Raw genomic sequence first — 18,172 nt, forward strand, 5'->3', positions numbered from 1 at the left:
TAATTTCACCTCCTACTCTCCAAATACTTCATTACCTTTATATTTAAATTGAATTAAAGTTATTGTAAATATAAAGATAGCTAATAACCATCCTACAGCACTTGCATAACCCATTTGATAGTTTTTAAATGCCTTATCCCATAAATAATAAACAATAGTTGCAGCACTATAATTAACACCACCGTTATCAACCATTATTGAAGGTTCAATAAACATTTGTGATCCACCTATAATACTTGTAATAATCAAGTAGAAAGTAACAGGTTTTAAAGTTGGTATAGTAATATATCTAAATAATTGAAAAGTATTAGCTCCATCTATTTCAGCTGCTTCTTTTAAGTCCTTTGGAATACTTTGTAATCCTGCTAAATATAGTAGCATAGATGTACCTAATCCCTTCCATATAGTCATGGCCATAATAGCTGGTTTAACTGTAGTCTCATTATTTAACCAGTTTGGACCATCTATTCCAAATATACTTAATACTTGATTTAATAATCCATAATCACCGTTATAAACCCATCTCCATAATATAGACACTGCTGCAATAGATGAAATAACTGGAATATAGTATAACACCCTAAAAGTGTTCTTTCCTGGAATATCTCTGTTCATGGCAAGTGCTAATAATAAAGATAATACAAGTCCTATCGGTATCCCTATCATCATAAATAAAGTATTCCATATAGATTTCCAAAAGTTTGTGTCTGCAAAGATTTCTTTAAAATTTTGTAATCCTATGAATTCAGCTTTCCCTATTGATGTCCAATCTGTAAATCCAGCATAAAGTGAGAAAAGTAATGGTACAAATGCAAATAAGAAAAATTGTAATACAGGTGCAAGAACGAATAAATATCCTTCTCTTCTTTCTTTTGCATAATATCCGGATTTAAACTTAGATTTAGCTTTTAACTCCATAACGCCCTCCCATATATTCAACATAAGTGCTAGGGTTTCTCCCTAACACTTATTTGAAATTATTTTAATTCTTAGCTTTTTCTTTTGCTTCTTTTTCGATTGCCTTATCTAAAAGAGCTTGCATTTCAGGTTCAACTTTTTCACAATAATCCTTAGCTGAAATTTTGCCATCTAATACATCTTGGATTCCTTCAAAGAATTTGTTATACCATTCAGCATTATATGTTCTTTCTCCTGGAAGCGGCTTACCATATTTTTCAATTAAATCAATAAATACTTGTTTATTCTGAGGATTATTATCTGTATTTAAATAATAATCTTTAGCTAATGATTTTATATTTGGAACTTGTATTTGTTTATCTGCTACCATCTTATTTGCATCAACATCTGTAGATAAGAAAATAGCTAAATTAACTGCCTCTTGAGGGTATTTAGTATTTGCTGAAACTGCGAAACCAACTGATCCTAACCAACTAGATGTTTCTCCTGTAGATCCTGCTGGCCAAGGGATTAAGTCATACTCAAATGGAAGCTCTTCAAATGCTGCTATATCCCAAGGAGCAACTGCAAAGAAAGCTAACTGTCCTTTTATCCATCTTTGATAAGTATCTAAAGTTTGTGCTTGTTCTGCTGATGGTGTAATTTTATATTTTAATGTTTGATCTGCAAAGAATTGAAGTGCTTCTACAAATTTTGGATCTGTTACTGTAACTTTAGTCGCATCTTCATTTAGCCAATCTGCACCATTACTATATACGAATGGTTGAAGTGACCAGTTAACATTTAAACCAGTTCCCCAAGAAGAATCCTCTCCACCTGTATCATTAGTAAGTTTTTTAGAAACTTCCATGAATTCTTCCCATGTATATGGCTTTTCTTTATCTGGCAAAGGAATTCCTAACTTCTCAAATAATGTCTTGTTATATCCAAAACCAAAAGGACCTACATCTTTTGGCAATGCATATAAACTTCCTTCTCCAATTAATTCTCCATCATATTTATATTTCTTTAATGCAAGTTCCCAAATATCATCTAAGTTAATAATTCCATCAGCCTGTGCTTTTTCAATATATTCATCTAAATTGAGCATTTTACCTGAATTAACCCATGCCTTTACATCTCCAGGTCCCATATAAACAACATCTGCCATAGTATTAGAAGCCATTGCAGCTTGAATTTTTTGACCATATTGATCTTGCGTAGTTGAAACAAGCTTAACTTTAACATCTGGATATTTTTCTTCAAATTTTTTTATAACTTGCTCATAAACTTCTGTTTCTTGAGGTTGTCCAAAACCCATCCATGTTATTTCTTTTTTTCCATCAGTAGTTTTAGCTCCTTCACCCTTGGAACTATTGCCACATCCTACTAAAATAAGAGCTGTAGCCATCATAGCAAAAAATCTTTTTGACCTTTTTAACATAAATAACCCTCCCAAATTAAATTATTCTCTTTTATACCTCTAAAATTTAACAATATATCTATAAGTTTAAACTTCAAATTCCTTATTATCTTTTGAGGGAACTCCAAAATTAGGTGTTCCATCATCATTCCAATAAATAATTTCAACTCTTGCATGCCTATTTGGGTCTGATAAAGGATCTCCCTTTAACTCTAAATAATTTCTAGAATGGTAAACTAGTAAATCTAATTTTCCATCTTCTGATATTGTGAAACTATTGTGTCCAGGTCCATATTGCTTATTTTCATAAGAAGATTTAAATACTGGTTCTTTTGCTTTAACCCACGAATTTTTATCTAAAAGATTACTATTTTCATTTGCTATTAACATTCCCATACAGTAGTTTTCATCTGTAGCACTAGCAGAATATGTTATAAATATCTTTCCATTCTTTTTAATAACTGCAGGTCCTTCATTTACCCAATACAATTTTGTTTCCCAATCATATTCTGGCTTTGATAATAAAACAGCTTTACTTTTCAACGTCCATGGATTTTCCATTTCAGCTATATAAATGTTTGAATTAGATTTAGGTTCAACTTCACCTTCTTCTTGGGCCCATACATAATATAATTTGTCATTATGTGAAAAAGTAGTAGCGTCTAATGAAAATGAATCCCATCCTGTATCAATTCTTCCCTTTTCAATCCACTTCCCTTTTAAAGGGTCCTCATCTTCACATTCGATTACATACATCTTATGATTAAATGTTTTTCCAGTAATATTTTTATCTGGAGCTGCTGCAAAATATATATACCATTTATTATTGATATAATGAATTTCTGGAGCCCATATTAATTGACTCATTTCTCCTGATTGGTGTTTTTCCCATACTTTAAAAGTCTCTGCATCTTGTAAATCATTTATTTTTTTTGCTCTCCTAAGTTCTATATAATCAAATGAAGGTACTGAAGCCGTAAAATAATAATAACCATCTATATGCTTATATATACAAGGATCTGCTCTTTGAACTACAATTGGGTTATTGTAGATATTACTTACCATAAATTCTCCTCCAAATTCGTACTGTAATTTTCTGTGTAACTTTTTAAATATTATTCAACTAAAATAGCCTACTGATACTCTTTGTACATATTAAAAACATGGTAGGTTCTCGTTAAAACCATTTTTTATCTTCTGTCAATATAACTACTTATAATACGTTTACAATTTCAGCTGAATTAGTAATATTAATACTGAAATCTTAATTGTTTTAGAGCTTGTACAATATCTCCATTTGTATCGTTTACATTGGGTGTGTAAATTTTTTTGAAACATATATTTCCTCATAAATACTTCTTCCTAGATGCTTATAAAAGTTCTATTTATTTCTTTATTCATCTTAGAAAGTTTTTTCAATATTTAAGCCCTCTCTCACCCCTTAGTTATATATAATAAAATCTACATTTATAATATACTATTTTTTATTATAATAGTCAATAAATTGTTTTAGATAAACCTAAAATAATTTAATTATATTCTATTATTTTTAGATTTTAAATAGCTTTTTCTAGCATTTAGATACTTAATTTTACTTAAAAAAATAAAAATAGATATTATTTTATAGTTTGTTAAAATAATACCTATTTCAGGAAATTCCCATAGATTTATTATATATTTTTATATAATATTAGTGTATTTAATTTTTAATTCCCCATAAAGCTACACCATTATCACTACCCATAAGGGTAAAAGTCATAGTATATGCTTTTTTATTTATATCATATTGCTTAATAAATACCCCTTTGTACTCTTCTCCATCTATGTTAATATTTATTTTATTTCCATCTTTAAATTCAAAAGTCCCATCAACATCTCCTGTTATTGTTCCATTCTTATTTAATTTTATATTTACAAATTCTCTAACAAAATCAAATATTTCTCTTCCATGATTAATAAAACTATATTCACCTAAAATATCTTTTTCTTTATACTCATCAATAACTTCTCCAATATATCTATATGGAGAAACTACAAACCAACCATCCTCATTTAAATACATTTGATGAACTCTAACTTGATGAGATTCACCTGTATCAGGAAACCTAGTATGAAATATTAAAAAATATCTCTCTGTTTCTTCATCATAATAAACAGAATTGTGTCCTGGTGATACATATCCTCGATCTGATGGATCTAAAAAGGTCTCATCTACGTCACTATTTACTGGGTATCTAAAATTTCCAAATAGTTTATTACCGTAATTCATAATATATTGATTTTGTGATGCTAATGCTTTTCCTCTTACCCCTTTTGATTCAATCATATCATTTCCCATGGCATCATAATATGGCCCATCTGGATTTTTAGATCTAGCTACTCTCATATTATAACCAGCATCCGCTGTTAAACCTCCAAAAGATAGGAATAAGTAATAATATCCTGTTTCGCTGCTATAAGTAACATATGGTGCTTCTATTTGAGAGTGATATCCACCTAATAATTTTTTGCCATAAGTTCCTTGTCCATCTAATATAGACCCATTGTTAGGATTTAATTCCAATATAAATATTCCCCCTGAATATGAACCATACATCATCCAAAATCTGCCTTCGGCATCATAAAAAATAGCAGGATCTATAGCATTAGGATTTATATTTGCATCATATATTTTTTCTTCTCCATTTTCATCTAAGTATTTTAACTCTTCTTTTCCACTAGATTTTACTAATAATCCTAAATTTTTAAAGGGTCCATCAATACTATCTGCAACTGCATACCCTATGGCCCCTTGTGGAGATGATCCTTCACATACACAATAATATAAATAATATTTTCCATCATTTAATTTTATCCAATCACTAGCCCAAAAAGTAGAAGTTTGCCCCCATTCTAATGCTTCTTTTAACTCTAATTTTATATTATCAAATAACTTTTGATTTATAACAGAGTCTGAAATACTTGTCCAATTTATTAAATCTGTTGATTTAGCCTCAGCCATATGTGATCCAGTTATATAAAAGGTATCATCTACTCTTATAACTGCAGGATCATGAACAGAAACATTTTGAAAATTTATATCAACCTTCTCATCTTTTGAGTCGCAGCCAACATTACTTAAAATTAAGCCTGTAATAACTGCTACTGAAATATATTTATTTATGAATTTATTCATACACTCCTCCTTAATTTAGATTTTTATATGTTATCCTAGATGAGAATTTTTTGTTATTCATTTTATATTCTAGTAAAATAAATACTATATCTTTCGTGATGAATTTTATAAAATGGTATTAGCTTTATGAAATCCTCATTATTATCATTGGTGAATTTAAGTTTAAACTCTAAATCTTTATCTCTTAATTTCTCTATATTGTTTAATAAGCCTCTATCTTCACCAGATATTTTAGGAATACTTATGCCCATATGATTATTTAAGCTTAAATGATCTTCTACTATATCACTTTCTGGAAAGTTTTCTCTCCCCAATGCTCCTGCTAACACTAGAGGTCCATACATAAAACAAACTTTATTTTTATCTTCTCTTGATTTATAGATGTGTAAATTCATATTTAAATCTATATCTAAAGTATCTCCCTTTTGCCACACCTTACTTATTGAAATATATCCTTTTTCTTTTTTAAAAGGTATTTCATTATTATTTAACATAACTTTAATATCATTATTTATCCAATATGGAACTCTTATTTTTATTTCATAATCATGATTATTACTTTCTTCTATTATTATTTTAGTTTTTTCTTCTCTTGGGAAATCTGTAATTTGATTTATTTTTATATTTTTATCTTCTATTTCTAGACTAGAACTTATAAATAGATTAATATATAGAGAATTATCATCTAAATAATATATGTTTTTCGTGTACTTACCCGGATTCTCCATACCTGTTCCTGTACAACACCAAAATGAATTATCTGGTGAACAATATACCTTAAAATGACCTGGTTTTGTGGATACAAAATATGTTTTCATTCCACTTACAGGATCTTGTGATGCAAGTATATGATTATATAATGCTTTTTCATAATAATCCATATACTTACTCTCTTTATTCCACTTATATAGATACTCTGTAAGCTTTAGCATATTATACGTATTACATGTTTCGGCTGTTGTAACCCCTAAAGCTTCACTTCCTATTTTACCAAAATGCTCATCTATACTATTTCCACCAATTGCGTATGATCTTTCACTTGTAACTATATGCCAAAAATACTCACTTGCCTTCCTATATTTCTCTTCCTTTGTTATATCATAAAGCTTTGCAGCTCCAAGAATTTTAGGAATTTGTGTATTAGCATGTTTCCCTTCAAGTTCATCTTTCTCATTCATAAGCGGATATATAATTTCCTTATCTATAAATCTTATTGCTAAATTTAAGTAATCTTCATCTTTAGTTATTTCGTATAAATCTCCCATTACCTCGCACATTCCACCATGCTCACAATAAAGCATTCTATCAAATTCGTCTTCTGATAGATTATTTAATCCTTCCTTTGCCCAATTTGATAACTTTATTAATATCTCTAAAGCCTTTTTATTATTTGTTAACTTATATGAATCTAAAAGCCCTGAGTAAATTTTATGAATACTATACCAAGGAACCCAACTACCACCTAATTCAAATCTCGTTACATTAAAAGTTTTACTAAAAACTTTATCAAAGCAGTCTCTTTTAAATCCGCTTACGTAATCACTGCCTTCTATATCTTGTAAATATCCTAATTCATCTATTGTATACTCTAACTTTTCTTTAATTTTTTCATCTTCTGTTGCTACATACATATATGATAATGCTGAAAGATAGTGTCCTAGAGAGTGTCCACTTATTTCCCGTTCTTCCCATCCACCATATCTCTTATCTTTAGGCTCTAATCCTATTGCTTCATAACATGGAGCCAATAACCTATCAGCATTTAAATAAAGTAAATATTCTTTTCCTTTATTTTGGGCTTCTTTAAATATTCCACTTAATAATCTTATTTTACTCATATATTAACCTCTCAATTTTTAATATAAAAAATAATACCAATCCTCATACTAGTAGTACTTAAATTGATATTATTTTTTATTTATTATTTTACCAATACCTGTTTTTATTAGGACAATAGTTCTTTTTTACGGCAGCTCTAATTTCTACGAAGCATCCACATAATTTACACATTCCATTTATTAGTAAGTCACATTCTTTACATATATTTAATCTTCTTTTATATTCTTCATCACTAGATTTAATATAGTCATCTATTGCTGAAATATATTCCTTCATATGGATATATTCTGCTTCACTTAAAACTTCGTCCATAAGACATCTTTTGCAAAATACTTTACTCATATTATTCAATAATAAATCTCATAACACTGCATTTTGGAATTGTGAAACTTAATCCATTTTCTGATACAGTAAAGTTATTGAATTCTTCAATCTTAACTAAATTGGACTCTTCAAATGTATTGCAAGCATTCATTTCATTAGTTAATATATTTGCTGTAATCTTGGTAGGCTTTTTACCTAGCAATTCTGTTTCTACCTTATAATCATCACTGATAGATAGATTATTAATAGTAAATATTATTCTACCATCCTTATCTACTGAAGCTGATTCATGTAAATTAGGCACTAAATTTTCCTCTTCTAATCCTATTTCTTTACTTTCAATATAACTTTCTAATAAAGTTGCTTCTTGATGATCCTTATACATATTAAATACATGATAAGTTGGTGTTAACACCATATTTTCACCTTCTGTTAATATAACAGCTTGTAATACATTTACAATTTGAGCTATATTGGCCATTTTTACTCTTCTTGAGTTTTTATTGAAAATATTTAAGTTAATACCTGCAATAAGAGCATCTCTCATTGTGTTTTGTTGATATAAAAATCCTGGATTACTTCCAACTTCTACATCATACCAGCTACCCCATTCATCTACAATTAAATCTACTCGTTCTTCTTTATCATATTTATTCATGATATTTATGTGATTTTTTATAAACTCATCCATTCTAAGAGTCTTTTTCAGTGTTTTATACCAAGTCTCATTATCAAAATCTCTTGCATCGCCTTTTTTAGCCCATTCTCCAGGTAAAGTATAATAATGTAAGCTTAAACCATCCATAAAATTGCCAGCTATTTTCATTACTTCTTCTGTCCAATTATAATTATTATCAGGTGGCCCACATGCTATCTTATATAATTTGTTTCCTGGATAGTTTCTGCAATAAGTTTGATATCTTCTATACATATTAGCATAGAATTCTGGAGTCATATTTCCACCACAGCCCCAATTTTCATTACCTATCCCAAAATACTTAACCTTCCAAGCTTCTTCGTGTCCATTTTCTTTTCTAAGATCAGCCATTGGAGATACTCCATCAAAAGTTAAATACTCTACCCATTCTGACATTTCTTGAACTGTACCACTACCTAAATTACCATTTATATAAGGTTCACATTCAAGCTGTCTACATAACTCCATAAATTCATGAGTTCCAAAGCTATTATCTTCTAAAGTTCCACCCCAATGAGTGTTTATAAGTTTCTTTCTTTTTTCTTTTGGTCCAATCCCATCTTTCCAATGATATTCATCAGCAAAGCAACCACCTGGCCATCTTAAAACTGGAATCTTTATTTCTTTTAAAGCTTGTACAACATCTATTCTCATACCATTTACATTAGGTATATCAGAATCCTCTCCAACATATATACCTTCATAAATACATCTTCCTAAATGTTCTGAAAAATGTCCGTATATCTCTTTACTTATTTTTGAAAGTTTTTTCTCAGTATTTATTATATATTTAGCCATTTTCTCACTCCTTAGTTTTTATCTCTTATTTATTTAACATCCAATAGATGCTATTCCACTTTAACTCATTTGAAAAGTCTCTTATATTAGTATTTTCCCCTATAACAACTGCTTCTAAGCCATACATATCTGCAATATCGCATAATTGTTCTGAATCAACAACATATGAAAATGAAGTATGATGAGCTCCACCAGCTAATATCCATGCTTCAGCACCAACTTTTAATGATGGTTCTGGTGTCCATAAAACTCTAGCAACAGGAAGATTTGGTAAATCATTTTTTACTTCCTTTGCATTTACCTCATTTATTATTAACCTCATTCTTCCACCTAAATCTATTAATGAAGCACATACAGCCTTGCCTGCTTGACCATTAAATATAAGTCTAGCTGGATCATTTTTTCCTCCTATTGATAAAGGTTTTACATCTATTCTAGGTTTATTATCAGCAATAGTAGGACATACTTCTAGCATATGAGCTCCTAATATCATTTCATTATTTGGCTCAAAATGATAAGTGTAGTCTTCCATAAATGAAGTTCCAATATTACTTGACATTATCTTCATTAACCTAACTAAACCAGCAGTTTTCCAATCTCCTTCTCCGCCAAATCCATATCCATCTTCCATAAGCCTTTGTACTGCTAAGCCTGGTAATTGTTCCATTCCATGTAGCACTTGGAAATTAGTTGTGAAAGCTGTATATTGTCCTTTTTCAAGAAATCTTCTTAGTGCAATTTCTACTTTAGCTTGGTATCTTATAGAGTCTCTAACACTACCCTCTATTTTTCCTTCTTCACAAATATCATATTTTTCTTCATATACCTTAATCAAATTATCTACTTCTTCTGTTGTAACTTTATCTATCTCTTCTACTAAATCACCAATACCATATGCATCACAAGTCCATCCAAGTTTTATTGTTGCTTCAACCTTATCTCCTTCAGTTACAGCAACATCTCTCATATTATCATCAAATCTAGCTATTTTTATATTTTGTCCTTCTACGAATGCAGTTGCAACATTCATCCATTTATTAATATCCTTATGAACTTCATTGTCTTGCCAATGTCCAACTACAACTTTTCTCTTATTTTTCATTCTTGTATTTATAAATCCAAACTCTCTATCTCCATGAGCTGATTGATTTAAATTCATAAAGTCCATGTCAATACTTTCCCATGGTATATCTCTATTAAATTGTGTGTGTAAATGAAGCTGTGGCTTATTTAAAATTGACAAACCTCTAATCCACATTTTTGCTGGTGAAAAAGTATGCATCCATGTAATTATTCCTGCACAGTTTTCATCATTATTTGCCGCACTACAAACCTCATATATTTCTTTAGAATTTCTTACTGTTGGTTTATAAACTATATTATATTTAATTTCTTCTATTCCATTTAATCCTTCTACGATTTGTTTAGAATCTATAGCAACTTGCTTTAATGTTTCTTCTCCATATAAATCTTGGCTACCTGTTACAAACCAAAAATCATATTCTTTACTTTTTAACATATCAATCCCTCCTACCCTCTTATTTTAAATTAATTATTTTTGTCCATAGTATGCATTCTTCCCATGTTTTCTATAGTAATGTTTATCTTGAAGTTCTTTATCTATTGGAGTTATACTATTATTTAAGCTTTCTGTCATAAGAGCCATTTTAGCAACCTCTTCTAATACTACTGCATTTGAAACTGCTTTACTTGGAGTTTCTCCCCATGAAAAAGGCCCATGACTTCCAACTATTATTCCTGGAACGCTTAACACTTCTATACTTTTTGATTCTAAGGTTTCTATTATTACAAAACCTGTATTTCTTTCATACTCTGTTTTTATTTCTTCATTTGTTAGTTTTCTAGTACATGGAACAGAGCCATAGAATGTATCAGCATGAGTTGTCCCATATGAAGGAATATCTCTTTTTGCTTGTGCCCATGATGTAGCAAAAGTTGAATGAGTATGAACTATTCCTCCTATATTAGGATACTTTTTATAGAGTTCTATATGAGTAATTGTATCTGATGAAGGTCTTAGACTTCCTTCAACTACATTGCCTTCTAAATCTACAACTACCATATCCTCTTCTTTCATATTGTCATAACTTACTCCACTTGGCTTTATAACTACTAAGCCTTTTTCTCTATCTATTCCACTAACATTTCCCCAAGTTAAAACAACTAAATTATTTTTAACTAGGGCTAAATTTGCTTCAAAAACTTCTTTTTTTAATGATTCAACCATACAACCTCCTAAAGTTTTCTCATTTTCTTCAAATCTTTCATTACATTATTTTCGCCTCTTCCAAAGTAGTCATGTAATCTGTCATAATGAGAATAAATTTTTGAATAAATTTCTACATTTTCAGATATAGGTGTTATTACTTCATCTAGTAATTTAGGTATTACTTTTGCTGCTTCATGTATTGACTCAAAACCTCCATTATCCTTTCCTGCTACAACTGCACCAAACATAGCTGATCCTAAAGCTGGTGTTTGAGATGATTTAGAAATTCTAATTGGAAGATTAGTTACATCAGCATAAATTTGAATTAGCATTCTATTTTTTTGTGGTAGTCCTCCACAAACATATAATTCATTTATTTCAATACCATGGTTAACAAATGTGTCTACAATTTTTTTATGTCCATAAGCTGTAGATTCAATTAAAGCTCTATATATTTCTTCTGGTTTTGTATTTAAATTCAATCCTAGTATAAGCCCAGTTAAATCTGTATCTACTAAAACAGTTCTATTACCATTTAACCAATCTAATGCTAAAAGTCCTGAATCCCCTGGATTTAATTTTTCTGCCTTCATTGTTAAATATTGATGTATATTTAAGCCTAGCTTGTCCGCTTCATTTATATAAGATTGTGGCACACAATTTTTAACAAACCATGCAAATATATCTCCAACAGCTGATTGTCCAGCTTCATATCCATAAAGACCTGATATTATACCATCTTCTACATATCCACAAATACCTGGTACTACTACCTCTTTATCTGATAAAACCATACTACATGTTGAAGTTCCCATTATCATAACCATCTTTCCAGGCTCTGTAACTCCCATTGCTGGAACAGCAACATGGGCATCTACATTTGCTATAGCAATTGGCATTCCTGGATTTAATCCAATTTTTTTAGCCATTTCTTCAGTTAACTCTCCTGCTTTTTCTCCTAAGCTAGTAACTTCACAATCATATTTCTCTTCAAATAGGTTTTCTAATCTTGGATCTAAAGCCTTTAAAAATTCTTTTCTTGGGAATCCTTCTTGTTTATGCCAAACTGCTTTATATCCTGCTGTACAACTATTTCTAGTTTCTTTTCCTGTAAGCTGCATTATTACCCAATCTGTTGCTTCTATAAATTTATCTGTTGCTTCATAAACTTCTGGATCTTCATTTAATACTTGCCATACTTTTGGAATAAACCATTCTGAAGAAATTTTCCCACCATATCTACTAATAAATTTTTCACCCATATTATTTGCTATTTCGTTTAACTTATTAGCCTCATCTTGAGCTGCATGATGTTTCCATAGCTTAACATAAGCATGAGGATTACTTTTGAATTCATCTAAGTAACAAAGAGGAGTACCATCCTTCTTCATAGGTAATATTGTGCATGCGGTAAAATCAATTCCAAGACCTATAACATCATTTGCACTTATTTCTGCTTTTTCAATAACTTTTCTAACTACATATTCTAATACATCTATATAGTCCTTAGGATGTTGCAAAGCCCAAAAAGGTTCTAGTTTCTTACCACATGGCAATTGTTCAGACATAACTAAATGTGGATATTCCATCATTTCTGATGCAACTTCTTCCCCTGTGTTAATGTTAAGCAATAATGCTCTAGCAGATTCAGTACCATAGTCTACTCCAATAGAATATTTACTCATAAATTACCCTCCATTTAATATATATAAATATAAAAGATCTTAAATTAAACATATTTAGTACGTACAATTATGAAATATATATTTATATTACGTACAATTAAATAATAACAAATTAAGCATATAATGTAAACATTTAAACTTAAAATTTTATTATAATTTTCAGACAAATATAACCCTTATAAAAAAAGTAAGTATTAACCTTTAATCGTTAATACTTACTTTAAACTATTTATATAATATTAATTTATATTTTTTACACTATCCTTTTTAACTATCATTGGATCATATACGTAATTTACATTATCCATTTCTTTATTAATTAATGATACTAACATTTCCGCTGCCTTTTTTCCCATTTCTTCTTTAGGATGATTTATAGTAGTTATTCCATAATCTAATATTTGAGAAATAGTTTCATCATTATCATATCCAACAATAGATAAATCTTCTGGTATTTTTAACCCTAACTCTTTAGCAACTTTATTTACTTTTATAGCTGTTTTGTCATTATAACATACAATAGCTGTTGGCCTATTAGCTCTACTTAGTATGCTCTTTGAAAAAGCATATACATAGAAGTCTTCTTCATAAGTTTTAAAGTTTCCTATTATTGTACTATCAATTTCTATTTTATTTTCTTCTAGTGCCGTTAAATACCCTTTCTTACGTTCTAGCCCTTGTATATCATCTTCTTTAAAAATTCCAGCAATTTTTTTATGACCTAAATTAATTAAATAATTACAAAGTTTATAAGTTCCTTTTTCGTCATCCATTATAACATAAGAATGCTTTTCCTTATCATATGTTGCATTTATCATTAAATATGGTATATTGCTTTTGTCTAATTCCTTATAATAATCCTCATTAGTATTTCCTAAAGCACTTGCTGTTGGCTCAATTATTGCTCCAGCAACATCATATTCCAATAGTTTCTTTAACTGTTCTCTTTCTTTGTCCTTATCATTATTTGTGTTTAATAATAATATATCATAACCATGTTCATTTAATGTTTCTTGAATCCCTTTAATTAAATATGGAAATATATACTCAGATATATATGTTGTTATTACTATAATAAGCTTACTATGTGTCTTTTTTGATTTATCTAATGTTTTAACATAAGCACCTTTACTTTTTTCTCTATAAATATATCCTTCCTTTTCCAATTCCACTATTGATTGTCTTACAGTATGTCTACTTACAGAGAAAATTTGGCCAATCTCTTGTTCAGTTGGCAGCTTTTCATTTTCCTTTATTTCGCCCGACAATATTTTATCTTTATAAAATTCAAATATTTCTATGTATTTTATTTTTTTATCCATATTTCAAATACCTTTCTTATATTGTACTTACAATTATATTATATATTAAAAGTTGTTTGCAATATATTGTTTTATGTATAATTTTTTACAATACCTTCTAATTATTATTTTCTTAGAATAATACTCCCCAGTTTAGTCAATAATCAAAACAGATTATTAAAGGGAGGCCAGTATTTTGGAAAAGAAAAAAAGACTAATAATCCTATCAGGGATAATTCTTCTACCTATATTTTTACTAGTTTATCAAATTTCTTATAATCTTAATAAAGCTAAAAATGATATAGAAGCTGATAAACCCATTCTTTCAGATTTGCCTACAAATGATGTTCCTACTTCAAGTGAGGATACAAATGATGATATCACAGAAAATTTTGATTCTACAAACCTTTTAGATGTTTCAAAGTCAATTTCAATAGAATCATATAAATCAACTTTGACAACTTATCAGTATCAAGTTCAAGCTGGAGATACTGTAAGTAGAATACTAAGAAATTATGAAGATACATGTAATTATAAGACTGGAATTAAATACTTGAAATTACTTAATCCATACTTAGATTTAAATAATCTAGAGATTGATTCAATTCTTAATTTACCTACTGATGCATTTACCAATGGAAGATTATATAAAGTTATAAAAGGAGATACTTGGTATGACTTATCTAAATCAAATTATCCTGGATATGATACAGATGATATTATAGATTTTTTAATATCTATTAATGATTTACCTAGTTCTAAACTTCCATCAGGTGAAAATATATTTTTGCCTAATTTGTAAATACATAAGTTTATAAAAATAATTACCTCAATAAAAAAAGTTCTATAAAATAACTAAGTTTATTTTATAGAACTTTTTACTTATTATTCATACTCCATGTTTTATGCCATAATTTTTATAATAATTTATATTATTTACTATATAACTAGCATTGCGAATAATCTCTTTCACTTTTTCCTCACATCTATTAAATTTATAGACAGTTTAATATTTTTATTTGTATATGTCAAATACCCATATAAATAAATCATCTAATTCTATATTTTCACCATATAAATTGCATATTATTTTATTAATAGATTCACTTATACGATTATTACTAGTATAATTAAATAAAACAAACTATGGAGGAAATATGAATGAGTAATATAAGAGTAATTATTATGGATGTTGATGGTACTTTAACTAATAGTAAAAAGGTAATGACTGAAAAAACAAAAAATGCCTTAATTAAAGCACAAGAATCAGGAGCTATACTTGTTCTAGCATCAGGGAGACCTACATCTGGATTAACCGATCTTGCTAAAGAATTAAAAATGAATGAAAATAATGGTATTTTAGTTTCATTTAACGGATCTAAGGTTGTTGATTGTCAAACTAATGAAGTTTTATTTAATGAAACTATGAGCATAGAAGACGGACAAGCTGTACTTGAACATATGAAAAAATTTAATGTTAAACCTATGATTGACAAAGATGACTATATGTATGTTAATGATGTTTTTAGCAACACTATTAATTATAATGGTGCACCTTTTAATATAATTCAATATGAATCTCGTGGTGGTAAATTTAAACTTTGCGAAAAAGATGATTTAGCAGCTTTCGCTGATTACCCTTTAAATAAGATTCTAACTGCAGGAGATCCTGAATATTTACAAGCTAATTATAAAGAAATGATGGAGCCATTTAAAGACAAATTAAATTGTATGTTTACTGCAGCATTCTTCTTTGAGTTCACTGCTAAAGGAATAGATAAAGCTAAGGCTCTAGATTCTGTACTAATCCCTATGGGCTATAAAAAGGAAGAAATGATTGCTTTTGGAGATGGTCATAATGATGCTTCTATGGTTAAATATGCTGGTATAGGAGTTGCAATGGATAATGCTGTAGATGATTTAAAGGCTATAGCTGATGAAGTGACTTTATCTAACGAAGACGATGGGATTGCTTATACATTAAGTAAATACATAAAAGGTATAGATTTTTAATAATTCTTTTAGAATTACATAAATAATTCTAAATTTCACATTCTACATTTTTAATTAAGGAGTTGCCTAGGCAGCTCCTTTCTTCAATTTATGATATCATATAAAGTAAACTTTTTATTTTTTAGTACACTTAATAAAATTAGTAATTATAATTAATGAAGTAAATATCAATACAATTATAATTATACTTATTGGAATGAGTGTAAATAATTCTATTGAATAAGATAGTGTAAAAGCTGTGATTAGTTTTGATATTATTGCTATAATAATAAATTTATATCCATTAATTTTAGTAATTGCTGTTCCCATACAAATTACCTCATCTGGAAGTATGGGTAATATAAATAATAATAAAATAATTAACATTTCATTTTCCTTTATATATTCATTAAACCTCTCAACCTTGCTGTTATTTATAATCTTTTTAACAAGCTTTTGGCTAGCATATCTAGAAAAGAGAAACATACATACTATCCCTAATATAGTTCCACTGAAACCTATTATAGCGCCATTAAAATTCCCCAATATTAAGCTTCCAGTCATTATTGTAGCTGGCTCTGGTAGTGGTAAAATTATTGGTTGTAGAAAGCATACAAAAAAATAAATTAGCATTGAATTTTCTTTGTATTCCATAAGTATATTTACTAATGTATGCTGTTCTAAAATATTATTTATTTTCATAAGTGCAAATAGAATTATTGATATTGAAATTAATATTGCGGAAATCTTCAGAACACTTTCTGTTGTAATATTTAATTTATTTTTTACACATAATTTATTTTCTATAATTAACCCCCCCCCTTACATCTATTTTTAGTTATCATATATTTTTTGAAAAAATAATACGAAAAAAGACTTATTATTAAAACAACAACCCCTAATAAATATTTATCAAACATAAAAATCATTTTCTCTAATATATTCATTTCATAACCCCTATCCTAGTAATAATATACTAAAATATTAACTTTTTATTTTTAAAAATATATACATAAATATATAAATTTTCTCTAAAGAATTCATTAATTCTTCTTAATAAATAAAGCATAGTCATTTGACTATGCTTTTTTAAAAATATACTTAACTATTTAATTTATCATTTATATCTAACCATTCTTTTGAATTCAATGCTAATTCTTGTACTTCATTAATAAACCTGCTAGTATGATAACCATCACAAACTGCATGATGAACCTGAACAGATAGTGGAATGAAAATTTTATTATTCTGTTCGAAATATTTACCAAAAGTAAAAATAGGAATTAAATATCTTCCATCATTGTAGACGTTAAGATTAAATCCAGTAAAACTAACCCAAGGAATACTAGATATAGGAAATGTATTAGATGGTTCATTTAATTTCGGAAAAAATTCTCTAACATTTTCATACTTTTTAATATCATAAATATATTCATTATAAAAACGTGAAAATCCTTCATCATATTCTGTCCAGATACTTGAAAATGTTTCATTGCCCTTATGAAAGATAGTATAGCTCGGGCTCATACTTTCCCAATATCCTAAATTACCATTTTCATCAAAGCAAGTTCTAAACTCCTTGTGATTATTAACTACAGTTGTAATTATATAAATAAGAGTTGGATATAATTTAAGCTTTTTCACTTTAATTTCTTGTAGTAACTTTGTTATCTCTATATTAGCAGTGATACTGTAAGTACATGTAACAGCATTTAAATAATGCTCAAAATATGGTTTTCTATCCCAATTGTCAATATCTATTAAATTAAATTTCATAATATAGCCTCCTAAAAATAATTAATATTAAAATA

The 18,172-nt window shown here is 28.5% G+C and carries 15 protein-coding genes; 2 read left to right on the plus strand and 13 right to left on the minus strand.

Annotated elements, in window-relative coordinates:
- Positions 1 to 12: 12 nt before the first annotated feature.
- From QK892_RS08505 to QK892_RS08555, 11 genes are all read right to left on the minus strand, one after another.
- A complete protein-coding gene (locus tag QK892_RS08505; RefSeq protein ID WP_317273115.1) occupies positions 13 to 918 on the minus strand; it encodes a carbohydrate ABC transporter permease in 906 nt (301 codons plus the stop codon).
- A gap of 64 nt (positions 919 to 982) precedes the next feature.
- The gene (locus QK892_RS08510; RefSeq protein WP_317273116.1) at positions 983 to 2,341 is read right to left on the minus strand and encodes an ABC transporter substrate-binding protein; all 1,359 of its coding nucleotides are present in this window, start codon (positions 2,339 to 2,341) and stop codon (positions 983 to 985) included.
- Positions 2,342 to 2,407: 66 nt separating this feature from the next.
- The gene (locus QK892_RS08515; protein WP_317273117.1) at positions 2,408 to 3,385 is read right to left on the minus strand and encodes a glycoside hydrolase family 43 protein; all 978 of its coding nucleotides are present in this window, start codon (positions 3,383 to 3,385) and stop codon (positions 2,408 to 2,410) included.
- Positions 3,386 to 4,019: 634 nt separating this feature from the next.
- Entirely contained in the window at positions 4,020 to 5,495 is a 1,476-nt protein-coding gene (locus QK892_RS08520; RefSeq protein WP_317273118.1) for a glycoside hydrolase family 43 protein, read from the minus strand.
- 62 nt (positions 5,496 to 5,557) lie between these two features.
- Complete coding sequence (locus QK892_RS08525; protein ID WP_317273119.1) at positions 5,558 to 7,333, minus strand: glycoside hydrolase family 127 protein; 1,776 nt, start codon at positions 7,331 to 7,333, stop codon at positions 5,558 to 5,560.
- An 88-nt stretch (positions 7,334 to 7,421) separates the two neighbouring features.
- A complete protein-coding gene (locus QK892_RS08530; RefSeq protein WP_317273147.1) occupies positions 7,422 to 7,676 on the minus strand; it encodes a DUF6171 family protein in 255 nt (84 codons plus the stop codon).
- Position 7,677: 1 nt separating this feature from the next.
- Entirely contained in the window at positions 7,678 to 9,153 is a 1,476-nt protein-coding gene (locus tag QK892_RS08535) for an alpha-N-arabinofuranosidase (protein ID WP_317273120.1), read from the minus strand.
- A gap of 25 nt (positions 9,154 to 9,178) precedes the next feature.
- A complete protein-coding gene (gene araA / locus QK892_RS08540; protein ID WP_317273121.1) occupies positions 9,179 to 10,672 on the minus strand; it encodes an L-arabinose isomerase in 1,494 nt (497 codons plus the stop codon).
- Positions 10,673 to 10,705: 33 nt separating this feature from the next.
- A complete protein-coding gene (locus tag QK892_RS08545) occupies positions 10,706 to 11,401 on the minus strand; it encodes an L-ribulose-5-phosphate 4-epimerase (protein ID WP_317273122.1) in 696 nt (231 codons plus the stop codon).
- Positions 11,402 to 11,409: 8 nt separating this feature from the next.
- Positions 11,410 to 13,068: a ribulokinase gene (locus tag QK892_RS08550; protein WP_317273123.1), complete on the minus strand. Its 1,659-nt coding sequence runs from the start codon at positions 13,066 to 13,068 to the stop codon at positions 11,410 to 11,412.
- Between the two features lie 239 nt (positions 13,069 to 13,307).
- On the minus strand, positions 13,308 to 14,390 hold the full coding sequence (locus QK892_RS08555; RefSeq protein WP_317273124.1) for a GntR family transcriptional regulator: 1,083 nt from the start codon (positions 14,388 to 14,390) through the stop codon (positions 13,308 to 13,310).
- A gap of 175 nt (positions 14,391 to 14,565) precedes the next feature.
- Between QK892_RS08555 and QK892_RS08560 the strand changes: the two genes are divergently transcribed.
- Together QK892_RS08560 and QK892_RS08565 are read left to right on the plus strand one after the other, a co-directional pair.
- The gene (locus QK892_RS08560) at positions 14,566 to 15,171 is read left to right on the plus strand and encodes a LysM peptidoglycan-binding domain-containing protein (RefSeq protein ID WP_317273125.1); all 606 of its coding nucleotides are present in this window, start codon (positions 14,566 to 14,568) and stop codon (positions 15,169 to 15,171) included.
- Positions 15,172 to 15,530: 359 nt separating this feature from the next.
- A complete protein-coding gene (locus tag QK892_RS08565; RefSeq protein ID WP_317273126.1) occupies positions 15,531 to 16,382 on the plus strand; it encodes a Cof-type HAD-IIB family hydrolase in 852 nt (283 codons plus the stop codon).
- Between the two features lie 114 nt (positions 16,383 to 16,496).
- Here QK892_RS08565 and QK892_RS08570 read toward each other — a convergent pair whose 3' ends face one another.
- Both QK892_RS08570 and catA read right to left on the minus strand, forming a co-directional pair.
- Positions 16,497 to 17,015 (minus strand): VTT domain-containing protein, encoded by a 519-nt coding sequence (locus QK892_RS08570; RefSeq protein ID WP_317273127.1) that lies wholly within the window; start codon positions 17,013 to 17,015, stop codon positions 16,497 to 16,499.
- 447 nt (positions 17,016 to 17,462) lie between these two features.
- Positions 17,463 to 18,137 (minus strand): type A chloramphenicol O-acetyltransferase, encoded by a 675-nt coding sequence (gene catA, locus QK892_RS08575; protein WP_317273128.1) that lies wholly within the window; start codon positions 18,135 to 18,137, stop codon positions 17,463 to 17,465.
- Positions 18,138 to 18,172 lie beyond the last annotated feature (35 nt).

It is taken from the genome of Clostridium lamae (assembly GCF_033043255.1).
GTDB lineage: Bacteria > Bacillota > Clostridia > Clostridiales > Clostridiaceae > Clostridium > Clostridium lamae.